Source organism: Paenibacillus sp. F4 (assembly GCF_002894905.1).
Taxonomy (GTDB): domain Bacteria; phylum Bacillota; class Bacilli; order Paenibacillales; family Paenibacillaceae; genus Paenibacillus; species Paenibacillus polymyxa_B.
This window is the reverse complement of the sequence record NZ_POVS01000013.1, coordinates 310,119-325,884: the sequence shown is the minus strand read 5'-3', so window position 1 is coordinate 325,884 and position 15,766 is coordinate 310,119. Positions and strand designations below refer to the sequence as shown.

14 protein-coding genes are annotated in these 15,766 nt (G+C 48.2%); 6 read left to right on the top strand and 8 right to left on the bottom strand.

Annotation, left to right across the window (positions count from 1 at the left end):
* Positions 1-13: 13 nt before the first annotated feature.
* Genes C1T21_RS14760 through hydF form a run of 3 tightly spaced genes read left to right on the top strand, consistent with a single transcriptional unit; the run spans position 14 to position 3,289 of the window.
* Positions 14-604, top strand: a complete 591-nt coding sequence (locus tag C1T21_RS14760; RefSeq protein WP_013310648.1) for a 4Fe-4S dicluster domain-containing protein — start codon at positions 14-16, stop codon at positions 602-604.
* Positions 601-2,049, top strand: a complete 1,449-nt coding sequence (locus C1T21_RS14755; protein ID WP_103048777.1) for an aspartate ammonia-lyase — start codon at positions 601-603, stop codon at positions 2,047-2,049. The genes C1T21_RS14760 and C1T21_RS14755 overlap by 4 nt, the downstream gene beginning before the upstream one ends.
* Positions 2,036-3,289, top strand: a complete 1,254-nt coding sequence (hydF, locus tag C1T21_RS14750) for a [FeFe] hydrogenase H-cluster maturation GTPase HydF (RefSeq protein WP_103048776.1) — start codon at positions 2,036-2,038, stop codon at positions 3,287-3,289. The genes C1T21_RS14755 and hydF overlap by 14 nt, the downstream gene beginning before the upstream one ends.
* 147 nt (positions 3,290-3,436) lie before the next feature.
* Here the strand turns inward: hydF and hydG are convergent, their stop codons facing one another.
* The 3 genes from hydG to C1T21_RS14735 form a co-directional block, all read right to left on the bottom strand.
* Entirely contained in the window at positions 3,437-4,849 is a 1,413-nt protein-coding gene (hydG, locus tag C1T21_RS14745; RefSeq protein WP_013310651.1) for a [FeFe] hydrogenase H-cluster radical SAM maturase HydG, read from the bottom strand.
* 49 nt (positions 4,850-4,898) lie between these two features.
* Complete coding sequence (gene hydE / locus C1T21_RS14740) at positions 4,899-5,957, bottom strand: [FeFe] hydrogenase H-cluster radical SAM maturase HydE (protein WP_223822128.1); 1,059 nt, start codon at positions 5,955-5,957, stop codon at positions 4,899-4,901.
* Positions 5,958-6,207: 250 nt separating this feature from the next.
* Positions 6,208-7,824 (bottom strand): alkaline phosphatase, encoded by a 1,617-nt coding sequence (locus C1T21_RS14735; RefSeq protein ID WP_103048775.1) that lies wholly within the window; start codon positions 7,822-7,824, stop codon positions 6,208-6,210.
* A 239-nt stretch (positions 7,825-8,063) separates the two neighbouring features.
* On the opposite strand from C1T21_RS14735, the gene C1T21_RS14730 reads away from it, so the two are divergent.
* Positions 8,064-8,981 carry a LysR family transcriptional regulator gene (locus C1T21_RS14730; protein ID WP_025723122.1) on the top strand — a complete coding sequence of 306 codons (918 nt, stop codon included), beginning with the start codon at positions 8,064-8,066 and terminating at the stop codon, positions 8,979-8,981.
* A 339-nt stretch (positions 8,982-9,320) separates the two neighbouring features.
* Here the strand turns inward: C1T21_RS14730 and C1T21_RS27350 are convergent, their stop codons facing one another.
* The 5 genes from C1T21_RS27350 to C1T21_RS14710 form a co-directional block, all read right to left on the bottom strand.
* Positions 9,321-9,461: a hypothetical protein gene (locus C1T21_RS27350; RefSeq protein WP_023989112.1), complete on the bottom strand. Its 141-nt coding sequence runs from the start codon at positions 9,459-9,461 to the stop codon at positions 9,321-9,323.
* Positions 9,462-9,543: 82 nt separating this feature from the next.
* Entirely contained in the window at positions 9,544-10,344 is an 801-nt protein-coding gene (locus C1T21_RS14725; protein WP_103048774.1) for a hypothetical protein, read from the bottom strand.
* A 38-nt stretch (positions 10,345-10,382) separates the two neighbouring features.
* Positions 10,383-10,595, bottom strand: coding sequence for a hypothetical protein (locus C1T21_RS14720; protein WP_258012458.1), 213 nt, complete (start codon positions 10,593-10,595; stop codon positions 10,383-10,385).
* Between the two features lie 236 nt (positions 10,596-10,831).
* A complete protein-coding gene (locus C1T21_RS14715) occupies positions 10,832-12,112 on the bottom strand; it encodes a helix-turn-helix domain-containing protein (protein WP_103048773.1) in 1,281 nt (426 codons plus the stop codon).
* Positions 12,113-12,133: 21 nt separating this feature from the next.
* Positions 12,134-12,952, bottom strand: coding sequence for a carbon-nitrogen family hydrolase (locus tag C1T21_RS14710; RefSeq protein ID WP_103048772.1), 819 nt, complete (start codon positions 12,950-12,952; stop codon positions 12,134-12,136).
* 176 nt (positions 12,953-13,128) lie between these two features.
* On the opposite strand from C1T21_RS14710, the gene C1T21_RS14705 reads away from it, so the two are divergent.
* The gene (locus C1T21_RS14705) at positions 13,129-14,310 is read left to right on the top strand and encodes a pyridoxal phosphate-dependent aminotransferase (RefSeq protein WP_025723117.1); all 1,182 of its coding nucleotides are present in this window, start codon (positions 13,129-13,131) and stop codon (positions 14,308-14,310) included.
* A gap of 241 nt (positions 14,311-14,551) precedes the next feature.
* Entirely contained in the window at positions 14,552-15,757 is a 1,206-nt protein-coding gene (gene proB / locus C1T21_RS14700; RefSeq protein ID WP_103048771.1) for a glutamate 5-kinase, read from the top strand.
* The last annotated feature ends 9 nt before the right edge of the window (positions 15,758-15,766 follow it).

The following is a 15,766-nucleotide window of genomic DNA, read 5'->3' as shown; positions in this document are numbered from 1 at the left end:
GGAGTCGAATTGTATGAACCGTTTTGTTTTAGCTGATCCCGATCAGTGTATCGGCTGTCGTACCTGTGAAATCGCATGTGTCATCGCACATTCAGCGGAGAACCCTTTTATCTCGCCGGATGATGAGTTTCATTTTCACCCTCGTCTGAAGGTTATCAAATCATTTGGAGTCACTGCACCCGTTCAGTGTCGTCACTGTGAGGATGCCCCATGCGCCAACGCTTGTCCGAACGGCTCCATTACGAATGCAGATGGCTGCATTCTCATTAATAGTGAAAGCTGCATTGGCTGTAAAACCTGCATGATCGCCTGCCCTTACGGCGCGATTACCATGGTACCCGAGTATCGAAACGGGCAGCCTGTGGTTCAGGACGGATTGTATACCAATATGTCAGGACGTTTGCAACCCAAAGAACGCATGATTGCCAGCAAATGTGATTTGTGCGAAGGTGTGGACGGTGGCCCGGCCTGCATTGGTAAATGTCCAACACAAGCCCTCAAGCTGGTCGAACCAGATCTGGTTCACGCCCGTGTTGAGGAAAAACGCGCTGCAAGTGCACGTCAGCTACTGCATATGACACGCATTCCGGCAACGGGTCTATGACCGAAGGTTTCCCTCTGCCTACAAATACGCGAACCGAGCGGGATGCGCTAGGAGAGATGGAAATTCCCGCAGATGCCTTTTACGGTATTCACACTGCACGCGCGATGAACAATTTTGCGGTTAGTGGCAGGCCCGTGAACCAAAACTTGATCCACGCTCTTGTGTTGGTAAAAAAAGTAGCCGCTCAAGTAAATGGTGAGCAGAAACGAATTCCTGCCCAACGGGCCTCTGCCATTGTAAATGCCTGCAACGAAATACTCGCCGGGAGGCATCAACATATGTTTACCGTGGATGCCATGCAAGGCGGCGCAGGCACCAGTACCCATATGAATGTAAATGAGGTCATTGCTAATTTGGCCATCGTACAGCTAGGAGGCAGACCAGGGCAGTATGTGATTTTACATCCGCTGGATGATGTGAACTGCTGCCAGTCTACGAATGATGTCTATCCGACAGCGCTACGAATTGCAGCGATACGGCTGCTTCGGCCTTTATGTGACACGATGTCTTCATTACAGGATGCTTTACAGCACAAAGAAACAGAATATGCCGACTTGCTCAAGCTAGGCCGCACTCAGCTAATGGATGCCCTGCCCATGATGGCCGGGCAGGGCTTTGGTGCCTACGCAAAGGCTATAGCGCGCGACCGCTGGCGTCTCTATAAAGCTGAAGAGCGGCTGCGGGAAATCCCTATTGGGGGCACGGCGATTGGCACAGGTATGAACGCGCCCCGCGCATACAGCTATCGGATGGTCGAAAAGCTGGCGGATGAGACTGGCTTTGGACTGAGTCGCAGCGACCACCCGATGGACCCGATTCAAAATATGGATGTCTTTGTGGAGGTGTCCGGTCTACTCAAATCAGCCGCCGTGAATCTGTACAAAATATCTGGCGATTTTCGCCTACTGGCCTCTGGTCCTTTCGGTGGTATTGGCGAATACACGCTGCCTCCAGTTCAGGCGGGATCCTCTATTATGCCTGGTAAGGTCAATCCGGTAATAGCTGAAATGGCAGGACTCACAGCCATGCGTGTGATAGCCGAAGATGCGGCTATCACTATGGCCGCTGCCTCCGGTCAGTTGGAGCTAAACGCATTCCTGCCGCTGATTGCCGAATCGCTGCTGGAATCGCTACATATTCTGAACAACGCGGTTCGACTATTCGAGGAGCGATGTGTGCGCGGCCTGATCGTGCGTGAGGAACGCTGTACTACAAATCTGCGTAACTCAGCCGTGATGGCTTCTGCGCTGGTCGCGGAGCTTGGCTATGATGAAGCTGCCTCTATTGCATCTGCAGCCATTGTGCAAGGTCGCGCACCAGAGGATATTGTAGAAGATCGCGGCCTACTGACCCGTTCGCGGATTGACCAATTATGCCATCCCTATACAGTAACCAAGCCCGGAATTCCGGGACAGGAAGAAGGAACTCACCATGGGAATGAATGATACCCCTCGTAGCAATCGACCACATATCGTCCTGCTCGGTCGCCGCAACGCAGGCAAATCCAGCATTCTGAACACCCTGACTGGTCAGCCCGTCGCTGTGGTATCTCCTGTAGGAGGAACGACCACGGACCCCGTTTTCAAACCAATGGAGCTGCTCCCAGCGGGTCCCATTGTTCTGGTGGATACCGCCGGACTGGACGATGAGGGTGAGATCGGGGAGCTGCGCCGCAACAAAACGCTCGAAATACTTAATAGTACAGACTTGGCCTTGCTCGTTATCGACGCCACCGTTGGTGTCGGACCATTCGAGCATGAGCTACTCGAAAAGCTCCGCACCAAAATTATTCCTGTTATTGGGGTATTGAATAAGATAGATACCCTGACTGAATCAGATAATACCGCTACAAAGCTGGCAACTGAACTGGATCTCACCCTGATTCCTTTCAGTGCATCTTTGCTTTGGGGAGACACGGAACTGAAAAAAGCTATTACTAATACGCTCCCTCAAAACGAGGATCGTTTCCGTATCGTCGGTGACCTGTTGTCACCCGGCGATGTTGTTGTGCTGGTCGTTCCCATCGACAAAGCTGCACCAAAAGGCCGATTGATCCTGCCACAGCAGCAAACAATCCGCGATACACTAGAGAGTGATGCCATCGCTGTAGTGACCAAAGAACATGAACTACGATTGACGCTGGAGAGATTGGGACGCAAGCCTCGCTTGGTCATTACCGATTCACAGGTTTTTATGAAAGTAGCGGCCGACACGCCTAAGGATGTGCCTCTTACCTCTTTTTCCATCCTGTTTGCCCGTCATAAAGGCGATCTGGACGAACTGGTACGAGGTGCAAGAGCCATTGATCGCCTCAAGGATGGAGACCGTGTACTCATTGCCGAAGCCTGCACTCACCAATGCCAATCTGACGATATTGGTCGAGTGAAAATTCCCCGCTGGCTCCGCCAAACGATAGGCAAACGTCTCATCATCGAGCATGCATCCGGCTCCAGCTTCCCTGATGATTTGAGCGAATATGCACTGGTTATTCATTGCGGTGCATGCATGCTCAATCGGCGTACGATGCTTCATCGAATGTCGGAAACCAAAGCTGCCGGAGTGCCGATTGTGAACTATGGTATTTTCATCGCTTATGTACAGGGGGTCTTTCCCCGTGCTATTGAATGCTTCCCATCTGCTATGCTGGCATGGGAGCAAGCTGTAGAAGCCGGCAGTTATTCCTAAAAGGCCTCATCTCATCATTAATATTTTTTTCCAGACACACAAAAGCAGCCGCGCTGATTTCAACGCGGCTGCTTTTTATTTTCAAGTTCTATTATAAATCATGAGAATTTTCATAGCGTGAAATGATATTACGAATAATATAAATTGCTAAAAATACAAATCGCGCTCGCCTGCTTCCAGTCGTTCCAGTCTGTCAAGCGTCAAACGGCGTGTCGATTCACGTGGTATACGCTCCAGATTTTCTCGCAGAGCGGCAGCTCCCAGTTCACGTGCCTCCTCATCCCCATAATCCAGCAGATATTCTTGAAAGGTAAGCAGCGAATTCGGCTGGCACACATTATGAATTTGTCCTGATTTGGCAAGCTCCATGAAACGATCTCCTGTTCGCCCCTCACGGTAGCAAGCTGTGCAGTAGCTCGGCATATATCCGCCACGGCACAAACTTTTAATAATTTCCGATGGTGAGCGATGATCCCCCACCTCAAATTGAGGCTTATCATCAGTTTCCTGTTTTGCATATGCCCCTACGCCTGTAGCTGAACCTGCACTAATCTGCGACACGCCTAGACCAATGACGCGGTCTCTATATTCCGGCTCCTCGCGAGTGGACAGGATCATACCAGCATAAGGGACAGCCAGTCGAAGAACGGATACAATTTTCATAAAATCCTCATCGTTGACCAGGTACGGATATCGCTCCAGATCTACATTTTCAGCCGGACGTAATCGTGGAACTGAAACCGTATGAGGGCCACAGCCAAAGGCTTCTTCCAAGTGTTCGGCATGTTTCAGCATCGCTACGGTCTCATAGCGGAAATCATACAAGCCGTACAACACACCGATCCCCACATCATCTATACCCGCACGCATGGCTCTGTCCATTGCGGTGGTGTGCCAATCAAAGTCCCGCTTTGGTCCCTGCAGGTGGAATTTACGATAGCTTTCCCGATGATACGTTTCCTGAAATAAAATATACGTACCAATGCCCACCTCTGCCAGCTTCCGATAGTCCTCCTCGGTTGTGGATGCAATATTCACATTGATCCGCCGAATGCTGCCGTTATCTACCTTGACCTCATAGATCTGGCGCAGACAATCGACGATATAGTCAATGGGACAATGGACTGGGTCTTCCCCCGCTTCCAGCACGAGCCGCTTGTGTCCCAGTTCTTGAAGCACTCTAACCTCCTCCACCAATTCCTCCGGTGTCAGACGGCTACGAGTAAAGCTGTCATTGGTATGTTTATAACCACAATATTCGCAGTTATTCACGCAGTGGTTGCTTACATATAAAGGGGCGAACAGCACAATCCGGTTGCCATAAATTTGTTCTTTGACTGCTCTCGAAGATTTGAACATCTCTTCCAATAATTCAGGATCATCCACATGCAAAAGAGCCGCCGCTTCACTCGCACTCAATCCCCGGCAGGCTCTCCCCTTTTCTAAAATTTCTAAAATACGGTGTCGATCTGTTGCCTCTTGTTTCCCCTGCTCCACTGCTGCCATAATCTCTGCTTCATTAATAAAATCCGCCGACACTTTCTCCCGTACTCCACTCACGTATACCCATCTCCTTATTTATGGTTACTGCAATGTTTCCGTTATGGCCTCACAAAGTTTCCTGTCTCATAAGCTGTCGTTGCACCCTCAAACTATCGCCGCGCCCCATATCGACTTCAAATCCCGCTCCGCGAATCCGCAGCTCCAGGCAATGTCGACATTGGGCAGACTCATCGCCCAAACATATTTTATTCTCATAAATCGCATACTTAGGTCTCACCGCCAGTGGCGACAAATTGGGCATCACCACATTTGCTCCCGCCTGAAGCGCCTTCTCCCTGCCTTGGGGATGAATCGTTCCCATTGCCGTGGACGCCGGAATAAGTGCATCTGGAACGACCAATCGGGATAACGAAATAATATCGAGTGCCTTTTCCATGCTCCCCTGACTGGCATCCCGAAGCGGCGTGTTGCTATGCGGTAAAAAGGGACCAATCCCGATCATATCTGGTGACAGGCTGTGTAGATAGACCAAATCGTCTGCTAATTCACTATTCGTTTGTCCTGGTAACCCCACCATACATCCGGCCCCGATCTGAAAACCGATTCGTTGCAAAGCCAGCAGACGGCTTCGCCTGCTTTCCATCGTCATCGTCGGATGCAGCTTGGCGTACAAATGGGGGGAAGCTGTCTCATGCCGCAGTAAAAAACGGTCCGCGCCCGCCTCGTATAATTGCTCATAAGTTTCATCATCCCGCTCACCGATGGACAGTGTAACCGCCACATCCGCAAAACGGCTTTTAATTTCCCGAATCAATTTCGTCAGCCGGGCTGCTGTAAACCAGTAATCTTCCCCACTTTGCAGCACAAAGGTCCGATAACCGAGTTCATACCCCTCCGCACAACAGGCCAGAATTTCTTCTGGCTGCAAACGGTAACGATCTGCCTGTTTATTCGAAGCGCGCAGCCCACAGTACATGCAGTCCTGACGACATATACTGGAGAATTCAATTAATCCCCGTAAAAAAACACCTTTGCCATAGCGCTCCAATTTGGTGCGAGCTGCCAGGTGTCTCAGTTGAGCCCGCAGCGTCGGCTCATCATCCAGACGTGTCAGCAGCTCCATCATTTCCGTATGCGTCCATTCCTTGCCGTCAGCTAGACGCAGTAATAATTCGTCCGTGACTCATCCCTTCTTCCCTCGTCCATCCGGACTTCACATCATCAGCGGCTTGTACCGTACATGTATTATTCTAGCAATATCGGAGAGGTTGTAACGTGATTAGTTTCACAGAAAATCCCATTTTATAAAAACCTCCTCCAACTTTTGCCCCAAAAAATACACATTTATATCAACACACAAAAAAGCTGTCTCTTCCTCTAATGGAAGAAACAGCCCTTGTCGATGGTTCTGCTTACTACTGAATCAAATCAATCGCCTGCTGGGGTACAAAATAATCAACGCCGTTAAATACAACTACACCGTTGAGCGTGGTATTTTTACCATTCAGCGTAGCGACATTTTTGTATACCGGAAGCTCCAGCTTGTTACTGCCTTTGGTCACTGTAATAACTTTCGTGTCCGCAGTAAACTTGGCTCCTTTAGCTTCAAAAGCGGCTTTTGCAGGAACAAAAAGCTGCTTGCTGACCGTATCCAAATCCAGTCCGAGTACACGTGTCATATATTTATTCACATCTGTATTGTCGATTACTCCGGATGGACGGTCTCCATTCGGCGCGTACGTGTACAACACGACATCGCCTCCTGTATGTCCACCTGTAGTCCAGCCAATATTCGCACGTTTGCTAATGATCGGTCCAACAGCATAGTTCATGCTGCCTTCTTTGGCATCTTTAATGGTTTTTACTTCTTCGTCTGTCAAATCAGTGATGCCAAAATATGTGGAAAGCACCTCTTTAATATTGCTGCGATCTGCATTCAGCTTGGCTTCCAAGCCTTCACCCGTCAGCTTCGCTTTTTTCAGTGGGTCTATAAAAGAAGCTAAAGGCGTTTTGTCATAATTGCTTGTTGTATCGCTGCTACCAATCGTCAATCCACCGTTTCCGTGGTCTGTCACTGCTACGACGACTGTATTTTGGTTTTGTTTGGCGTAATCCACAGCAACTTTCACTGCATCGTCAAATGAAAGCACGTCACTGATAATTCCGGTTGGATCATTTGCATGGGCGGCCCAATCCACTTTACTGCCTTCTACCATTAAGAAGAAGCCTTTATCGTTTTTGGACAACACATCAATTGCTTTCGATGTCATTTCCGCCAGACTAGGTTCCTTGGATGCATCGCGATCCAGGTTATACGCAAGGGCTTCGGGAGAAAAGCTGCCCCAGAGCTTGCTGGAGGTCGAATTTTTCAACCCTTCAGGTGTCGTGACAAAGTTATAACCCTGGTCTTTAATTTGGGCTACCAAATCCTGGCCATCTTTACGCCCTGCTGCCTCCAAAAACTTGCCGCCTCCACCTAACACTACGTCAACCCCGTTGTAGGCTTGCTGCATGCTGAGTGCATCATAATTTTTACGATCAGGATAATGTGCGGTAAAATCAGCTGGTGTCGCATGCATAATCTCGGAAGTCGCAATAATTCCGGTCGATTTCCCTGCCAGCTTGGAAGCCTCAAGAATGGAAGCTACAGGCTTTTTGGCGTCACCCGCTGCAATGGGTTGTTGTCCAGGCATTGTCGCTTCATCAGGAAGGACACCTACATACCCAGTATGTGATTTATGTCCTGTGGCAAAAGCAGTACCCGCTGGAGCAGAATCGGCAATTGGAGCATCCGCAGAATGCGTACGCACCATGCCGCTTGCCATGCTGTCTAACGTTAAGGAGGATCCTTTGTACCATCTAGCCAGTGCAGTGGCGTCATTAGCCATACCGTCTGGAATCAAAATAATTACGTTTTTAATCGACGTGTCTTTTTCGACTGCCATCGCCGTCCCACTGCTTACTGCTAGCATCATAGTCGCTACGAGTGCGGCCACCGATTTTTTCGTATGTATCCCCCAACATTTTAGCATTCATTTTCCTCCCAGACACTTTTTTGTACAACCAGAACTAAGATTAATCACGTTTTATCAGGAGAATGTTAAATGAATTGCTTATCTGTATTAAAAGACTCCATTTGTGAAAAAACGCTTCATCTATATAAAACTTGTGACACATGAGAATCGTTAAGATTGGGAATTTCATTATATTATTGTATAATCAATCTATGATGTAATAGGTAAAGCTTATAAGATAAGGGGCGCAAAATTCGATGGAATTCAGACAGCTTCAGTACACCCTGCAAATTGCAGCGGAAAAAAACTTCTCACGCGCAGCAGAAAAACTGCATATTGCTCAGCCCTCGTTGAGCCAACAATTGTCCAAACTGGAAAAAGAACTTGGGGTACTTTTATTTCAACGCAACACCAGCACGGTGGAATTAACACATGCAGGAGCAAGTTTTGTAGAAAAGGCAAAAAAAATAGTTGATGCAGTCGAGCAACTCCGGCAGGAAATGGACGATATTTCTCAACTGCGAAAAGGGAAGGTTGTGGTTGGCAGTATGCCTATCACAGGTTCTCATTTGCTGCCGCATGTGCTGCCTGTATTCAAGAAGGCTCATCCGGACATTGAAATCGTGTTAGTCGAGGATTCATCCATGAATCTGGAGAAAAAAACTGCCAGTGGGGATACAGATCTCAGCCTGCTATCTCTTCCATTAGTTGAACCTACACTTTCCTATGTGCCCATCGGTGAAGAGTGGATTGATCTTGCCGTTCCACCGGGTCACCCCCTAGCCCTGCGTAAAAATGGTGACCATCCGCAGCCTGTGCATATGGAAGAACTGAAAGATGAGCCTTTTGTCGTGCTGAAAAAAGGGCAAGGCTTTCGCAAGCTGACGATGGATTTGTGTCATCAAGCAGGCTTTGAACCCAATGTGGTATTTGAAAGCACTAATATGGAGACGCTCCAATCGCTCGTAGCGACAGGTATGGGAGTGACACTCGTCCCCCGTTTTATCGCCCGGGCCGCCAGCAGCGAGTTTGTTCCAGCATTATTGCCACTCGCCGAACCTACCCCTAGCCGTACCCTAGCCATTGCCTACCGAAACGGACGTTATTTGTCTAAAGCTGCCGAAGCCTTTATTGATACCTTCCGAGAAACGGTCGAGCAACTTTCTCAAAAGTAGCTTCGAATGTGAAAAGGACCGTCTTCCTCCCTAGCCAAAGCCAGAGAAGAAGGCGGTCCCGGGGCTTCGCCCCTATACTTTCAATACTTCATTTACTTTACGGGTTCGATTACACTGTTGCGATGTTGCTTCCATCTGTCTTTAACGAACCACATTTCATGTTCATTTGAATTTCATGTCAGCCTCGCCTGATTACTTTACGCTTGCTCGGAAACTCCACTTTATCCATCCCGCATCACTTCTTTCCTTAAGGTCTCTAGCCTTGGTCTCCCAAGAGTGTCCTACCTCAGTTCCAATGTGCTGTGTGATCCCAAAGTGCCTGTCCTCGCCTTTTTGTGATCAGGGTCTCCCTAAATCTGGTGGACTTTTATCCTGATCATAGCCCATTTCATAATTGTTTCCGACAACCTGTCTATTTAAGCCTCTCGGCCGTGACAGGCCATCCCTATTCGCCAGTTCGGATCTACTTTGGTTATCCATCGTTATCAACCTCCTGGTGTCGGGATACTATTATAATACACCTATGGACTGTATCTGAAACAGGTATCGGAAAACTTTTTTATTATCGAGAAGAACCAAATGCTTGCTGTAATTCGGCTTCACTCACTTGTGTTTTAAAGACCCATTTCGAAGGATCTTGACGTGAATAAATGACCTCTATAATACTTCCCTGCTGCAGTTTGGATAGTTGGGAAGAAAAAACATCCTTTTGCGTGGTTACATTAAATGTATCGCCGTTGTTTTTCGTTACACTCAGCCTAAACTGAAGCTTAATTTTATTAGGTCCTGCTTCCCCCATGGGTGTGACATCCAGCACCTTCGCATATGCCTGCTCACCGGTTTTGGCAATTTCCATTAGCTCAGGCGATACGCCCTGCTTGACCATTTGCTCATTCATTAACGCTTGTAAATCCGTCTGCGACACCTGCCCTTTCAGGTCAAGTCCTACTTTCATTTTGTCTTTCTCCGATACGACCAACGGAATGATTGAGCCTGGCTGAAATTGAGCCATGGAAGTCAACGGAATAATCGTCGTCAAAGCAGTATCATATTTGTCTTCTCCATGTTTGGTTACGGTCAACCCGAGCTTTACCTGCGGCTGATTGTTTACATAAGTCCCTGTTAGCTGAACACTTGTAATAATCCCAACCCCAGGAACACCCTTCTTGACCTTACCGCCTCCAAAAAACACACCTAAAATGCCAGGTAGAAAAATAAGCGCAAAGCCTATATAAATTAACGGCCTATACCACGGGGCATCCATAATCACAAATGGATCATTCCATAAATAGTTAGCCAAAAATGGTGAGAAGCCTACACCAAACACCAAAAGCACCCCGATCATACTCAAAAATCCTTTCATCCTCCAAAACCCCTTTTTCAATCATCTGTTCAAACGATCTACTCATTTACGCTGTCACCAGACCCATATAAATCAGTTCCGATGAATTTACCGGATTGCTCCCCAGACCCACCGTATCTCCAGATCTGTTCCCGATGCTCTTCGGGTACTAAACCTTTCATAAATAATCCGGACAAACCTTTATTCATCAGTTGATCTGCTTGTTCTATCGCATCCTGCTGTTTTTTCTTCTTACCGAAAAAGTTCATCATGTGGTGCACCTCGTATTTTGTATTGTCGTACCTTATGAATTCAGTATAGAAGACGGTATCTGACATCACAATACGTTTTGGCGCATACAAAAAAACCGGAAAAACAGGAGCTTTAACCTGTATTTTGTCGGTTTATTTTTGAACTTTGGCACGGTTTGCACAAAATTTTGCACTCTTCCGAGCATTTTTTTCGAACGATCCATGCGATAGTTTTGTGAAAAGCGAATGATTTCAAGTTATTTTTTTCGTAAAAGATAGACCAATTTGCGATAATAAGCCGATGATTCTTTATAACAACGACTGTCCTCAGACACAACAGCCAGCGTTTCATATAAATGTTCAAGCCGCGCTGGATGCTGGAGAGCTTCAAAATAAGGCAAGCATTGCAATGCATGCGTCCAAAACCCGTCCTGATTCCCTTGCGCAAGCGCAAGCTGGCTTTCATAAAAATCAAGCCCCATTTGCTGATCTGTTGTCAGATTGGTTTGGCGAAGCTGATCCAAATGCTGTGACAGCAGCCCCCAGTTTTTCCGGGTAAATGCGATTTCACAACGATATATCAGCGTAACGGGCAGCATCATCTGCTGCATTTCCTCCCGCTCCCGGCTCACCAGCGCTTCAAAACGTGCTACTTCCTCCAAAGCCTTATCCAGCTCGCCAATCGATGTTAGCATAATAATCCGGTTGTTCAGGATGGTTGTGAGCATATCTGGTGCATTTTCCAAATAGACCAAATTGGCCTCAGCCATAGATAACGTTAACAGTGCTTCCTGTACAGAACCCATGGCAAAACAATATCCGCTGTAAGCCACATACAGGCCCGTCAAACGGTGAAAAAGCCGATCATCATATACCCTGCGCATCGTCTGCTCGAATACCTGCTTCGCCTGATCAAATTGCTTGACCTGAATACAGGCCTCCATCATAATGTTTTGCGCATTCAGCCAGTTTTCCGTCCCCTCTTCCACCAGACGGCTTAGCTGCGTAACGTTATTCAGCACCTCATAATAATGATTTTTAGAGCGGAAATACTGGATTTTATAAAACAAAATTGCTTTTTTTAGCGGTACGGGCAGCTCCACCTCATCCGAACGGCCAAACTTCTCCAAATAAAAATTCAAGTAGGTCTGATGTAAATATTCATAGGCCGTTGGGTCATTTAATTGCTGGTAATATACGGCCTTCATCAAATAAGTCGTCATTTCCACCACAAGCGAATCATTGCGATCCTCCAGCTGATCCACATAGCTTTCCGTAGCAGGATTAGCCAGCTTGGACAGCTCTGTGAAAATCTTATCCGCTGTAGCCAGCGTCTCGTCATCCTCTGCCGCTGCACGCAACAGGTAGGATGGGTTTACACCTAAACGCCCAGCAATTTGCTCTGCCAAATCCTCTGCCAACGGGTAACGGTCAGCCAATATATTCGCAAAATGTGCAGGTGTCACCAGCCCGTCTACCAGCTCTTTACGGGACATTTTTTTCTTTTTACACAAAAATTCAATGCGTTCCTTAAGCATGAGTATTCCTTTCTACACTGATTATCGGTCATACAGTGAGGGACGCCGATCTTCAAACACCGGAATACGACCGCGCACGTCCTGCACCAAGACAGACTCAATCGTTCCTGTGAGAATCTCCTCCTGCTCTCCGCCCTCGGCAATGATTTCTCCCCATGGATCAATTATGAGCGAATGCCCGAAGAAATCAGTTTCTCCGCTACGACCTACCCGGTTACAAGCAATGACATACATCTGATTTTCTATAGCACGTGCGGTCAGCAAGGTACGCCAGTGATGAAGCCGGGGATGAGGCCATTCTGCGGGTACGATCAGCAAATTTGCGCCCGACAGGGCCAAACTGCGGGCTAGTTCAGGAAACCGGATATCATAGCAGATCGACGCACCTGCCTGAATCCCGCCATCCAGTGCGAATAAAACCTTTTCTTCGCCAGGCTGCAAATATTTTTCTTCATCCATAAGTCGGAATAGATGAATTTTGGAATACGAAGCAACCTCTCTGCCTGTTCGGTCAAAAACGAGCATCGTATTATACACATGACCGTCGCTTTTTTTCTCTGCGATCGACCCAGCTACTACGTTCACTTCATGGGTGGCAGCGAATGCTGCTATCCATGCCCGAGTCTCCATCCCTTCCTTGTCCGCCAGCTCATGAATGCGATCTAAGGCATAGCCTGTGTTCCACATTTCCGGCAGGACAATCAGATCCGGCTTCAGTTCGACTTTCATCGCTTGTTCCATTAAAGCTCGGATATGACTGCGGTTTTCCGGGGGATTTCCTATCTCTATATGAGCTTGTATGAGTGCAACACTGAACGGCTGAGCTTCCTGATACGTCAAAATCCTTCATCCTCCTTGTGAGCCAGAGCTTCCCGTGACCCATTGTCCGGTATTTTCTCCCATCATAGCCCGATCAGTCTGGATTACGCAACCATTCAAGCTTAATTCCCTCTATACAACTCGGTAAAATCGTGATAGATTATTTCTTAAACTATTCCAAAAGGTCGTGTGAATTGATGACTCATTTTTCTATTCCCTCCGCTGACGTCATGAAACAGTTACCCACTCAATTTTTTGCCACACTTGTACAAAATGTAAACCGTGAAATCGCGGCGGGGCATGATGTCATTAATCTCGGACAGGGGAACCCCGACACTCCCACTCCTTCTCATATTGTAAAAGCTTTGCAGGAATCAGCGGATAATCCGCTGTATCATAAATATTCGCCATTTCGCGGTTACAGCTTTCTCAAGGAAGCCGTTGCCCAGCGCTATCAGGAGGATTACGGTGTGACGCTCAACCCTGAAACCGAGGTCGCCATCCTGTTTGGCGGAAAAACGGGTTTGGTTCAGCTGCCGCAAGTCTTACTCAATCCCGGCGATGTGTGTCTCGTCCCTGATCCCGGCTACCCGGACTACTGGTCTGGTGTAGCCTTGGCTAAAGCGGAAATGTCTTTTCTCCCATTAAAAGAAGAGAACCGTTTTCTGCCCGATTATGAAGCCATTTCCGAGGAAGACCGCCGACGCGCCAAGTTAATGTTCCTTAACTATCCGAATAATCCAACCTCGGCAACGGCTCCACTTTCCTTTTACGAGGATACGGTTGAATTCGCGCAACGTAACGGTATTGTAGTTGCCAGTGATTTCGCCTATGGCGCTATTGGATTTGATGGCGAACGTCCGGTAAGCTTCCTCCAGGCTGAGGGTGCTAAAGACGTGGGGATTGAGTTCTATACCTTATCCAAAACGTACAATATGGCGGGCTGGCGTGTTGGTTTCGCGCTCGGTAATGCCGAAATCATCTCGATGATTAATCTGCTGCAGGATCATATTTATGTAAGCTTGTTTGGCGGCATTCAGGCAGCGGCGGCGACAGCCTTGACGGCCTCGCAGAACTGCGTAGGCGAGCTGGTAGCCCGCTATGAATCACGCCGTAACGCTTTTTATGATGCACTTGGGCAAATTGGCTGGAAGGCGACGCGCCCAAGCGGCTCCTTTTTCAGTTGGCTGCCTGTGCCGCAGGGCTATACTTCGGCTTCTTTTGCCGATCTGCTGTTGCGGGAAGCCAAGGTGGCTGTCGCTCCAGGGATCGGCTTCGGGAGCGGCGGCGAAGGATATGTGCGAGCGGGACTGCTGAGCTCAGAAGCTCGACTGACCGAGGCGGCTGATCGAATTGGCAAGCTAAACCTGTTTGGTTAAGCCGTATTTTCCAGCTACAACTTCTTTGCCAAACCTGGTCTTTTCGTGGTATTCTGTATCCAATATCATTTAGCGCGTTGAAGGGACTATTAAGAGAGACTCGGTCCTGTTCAGAGAGTAAATTCCGATAGGCTGCAAGAATTTACCTGGACTCTCTCCCAACTCCTATCCCCGAGCGCCCTGCGCAATCAGGCGGTCCCTGCCGTTAACAGGTTTCAAGTGGGATGATCATGAATCATCAATGAAGGTGGTACCGCGGAAGCACAAACTTTCGTCCTTTGCATACAAAGGATGGAAGTTTTTTTGCATTAAAAAGAGTAAAATTAAGGAAGTGGACGTCTTGTCAACACGAATCGTCATTAAAATCGGAAGCAGCTCTCTAACTGGAGTGGAAGGTGGCTTGAATCGGGAAGCCATCGCATATTTTGCCCGGGAAATCAGCTTGCTTCGTGAAAAAGGTCATGAAGTGCTGCTGGTTACATCAGGTGCAGTAGCCGCCGGATTCAGAGAGATTGGGTACCCGTTTCGCCCTAAGCTACTGCATGAAAAGCAGGCGGCAGCGGCTGTTGGCCAAGCACTTCTCATGCAGGCCTATGAGCAGGCTTTTAAAGATTTTGACCTAGTGATCGCGCAGGTTCTACTGACCCGTAGTGACTTTTTGAGCCGCAAACGGATGAATAATGCCGGAATGACCGTAGAAGAATTGCTGCGCCAGCAGGTTATCCCGATCTTTAACGAAAATGATACTGTATCGATTGACGAATTGAAATTCGGCGATAACGATATGCTGTCCGCGCTGGTTGCCAATCTGGCCAAAGCTCAGCATCTGATTATCATTACGGACACCGATGGCGTATATACGGCAGATCCGCGCAAGCATCCGAATGCCGTACGTTTTGAACGTATCGAAGAAATCACAGAGGAGATTTATGCATTAGCTGGAGGTTCTGGATCGTCTGTAGGTACTGGCGGCATGCGATCCAAGATCGAAGCTGCCAAAGTCGCTACACGCGGCGGTGTACCTGTATATGTGGGACGCGTAAGCGCGAATGGTGATCTAGACGCAGCCGTCGAAGGACACGGACCGGGAACTTATTTTGACACCCACCTCTCTTCACTTCCGATGAAAAAACAGTGGCTTGGATTTATGTCCACCCCTCTGGGCGCGGTGCATGTAGACGAAGGGGCTGAGGAAGCGTTGGTTCACGGAGGACACAGTCTACTTCCGGTTGGCGTACGACGTGTCGAGGGCAGCTTTCATGCCGGAGATGTCGTTGAGGTGCTCGGACCGGAAAATAAAGTGTTAGGACGCGGCATCGTCAATTATGACGATGAACAGCTCCGAATTGTACAAGGATTACCTAGCGGCGAGGTTGTGGGCAAAATTGGTCCCATTCACCGGCTTGAGGTGATCCACAGGGATGAATGGATTACATTATGTATGTAGGGAGGCCGT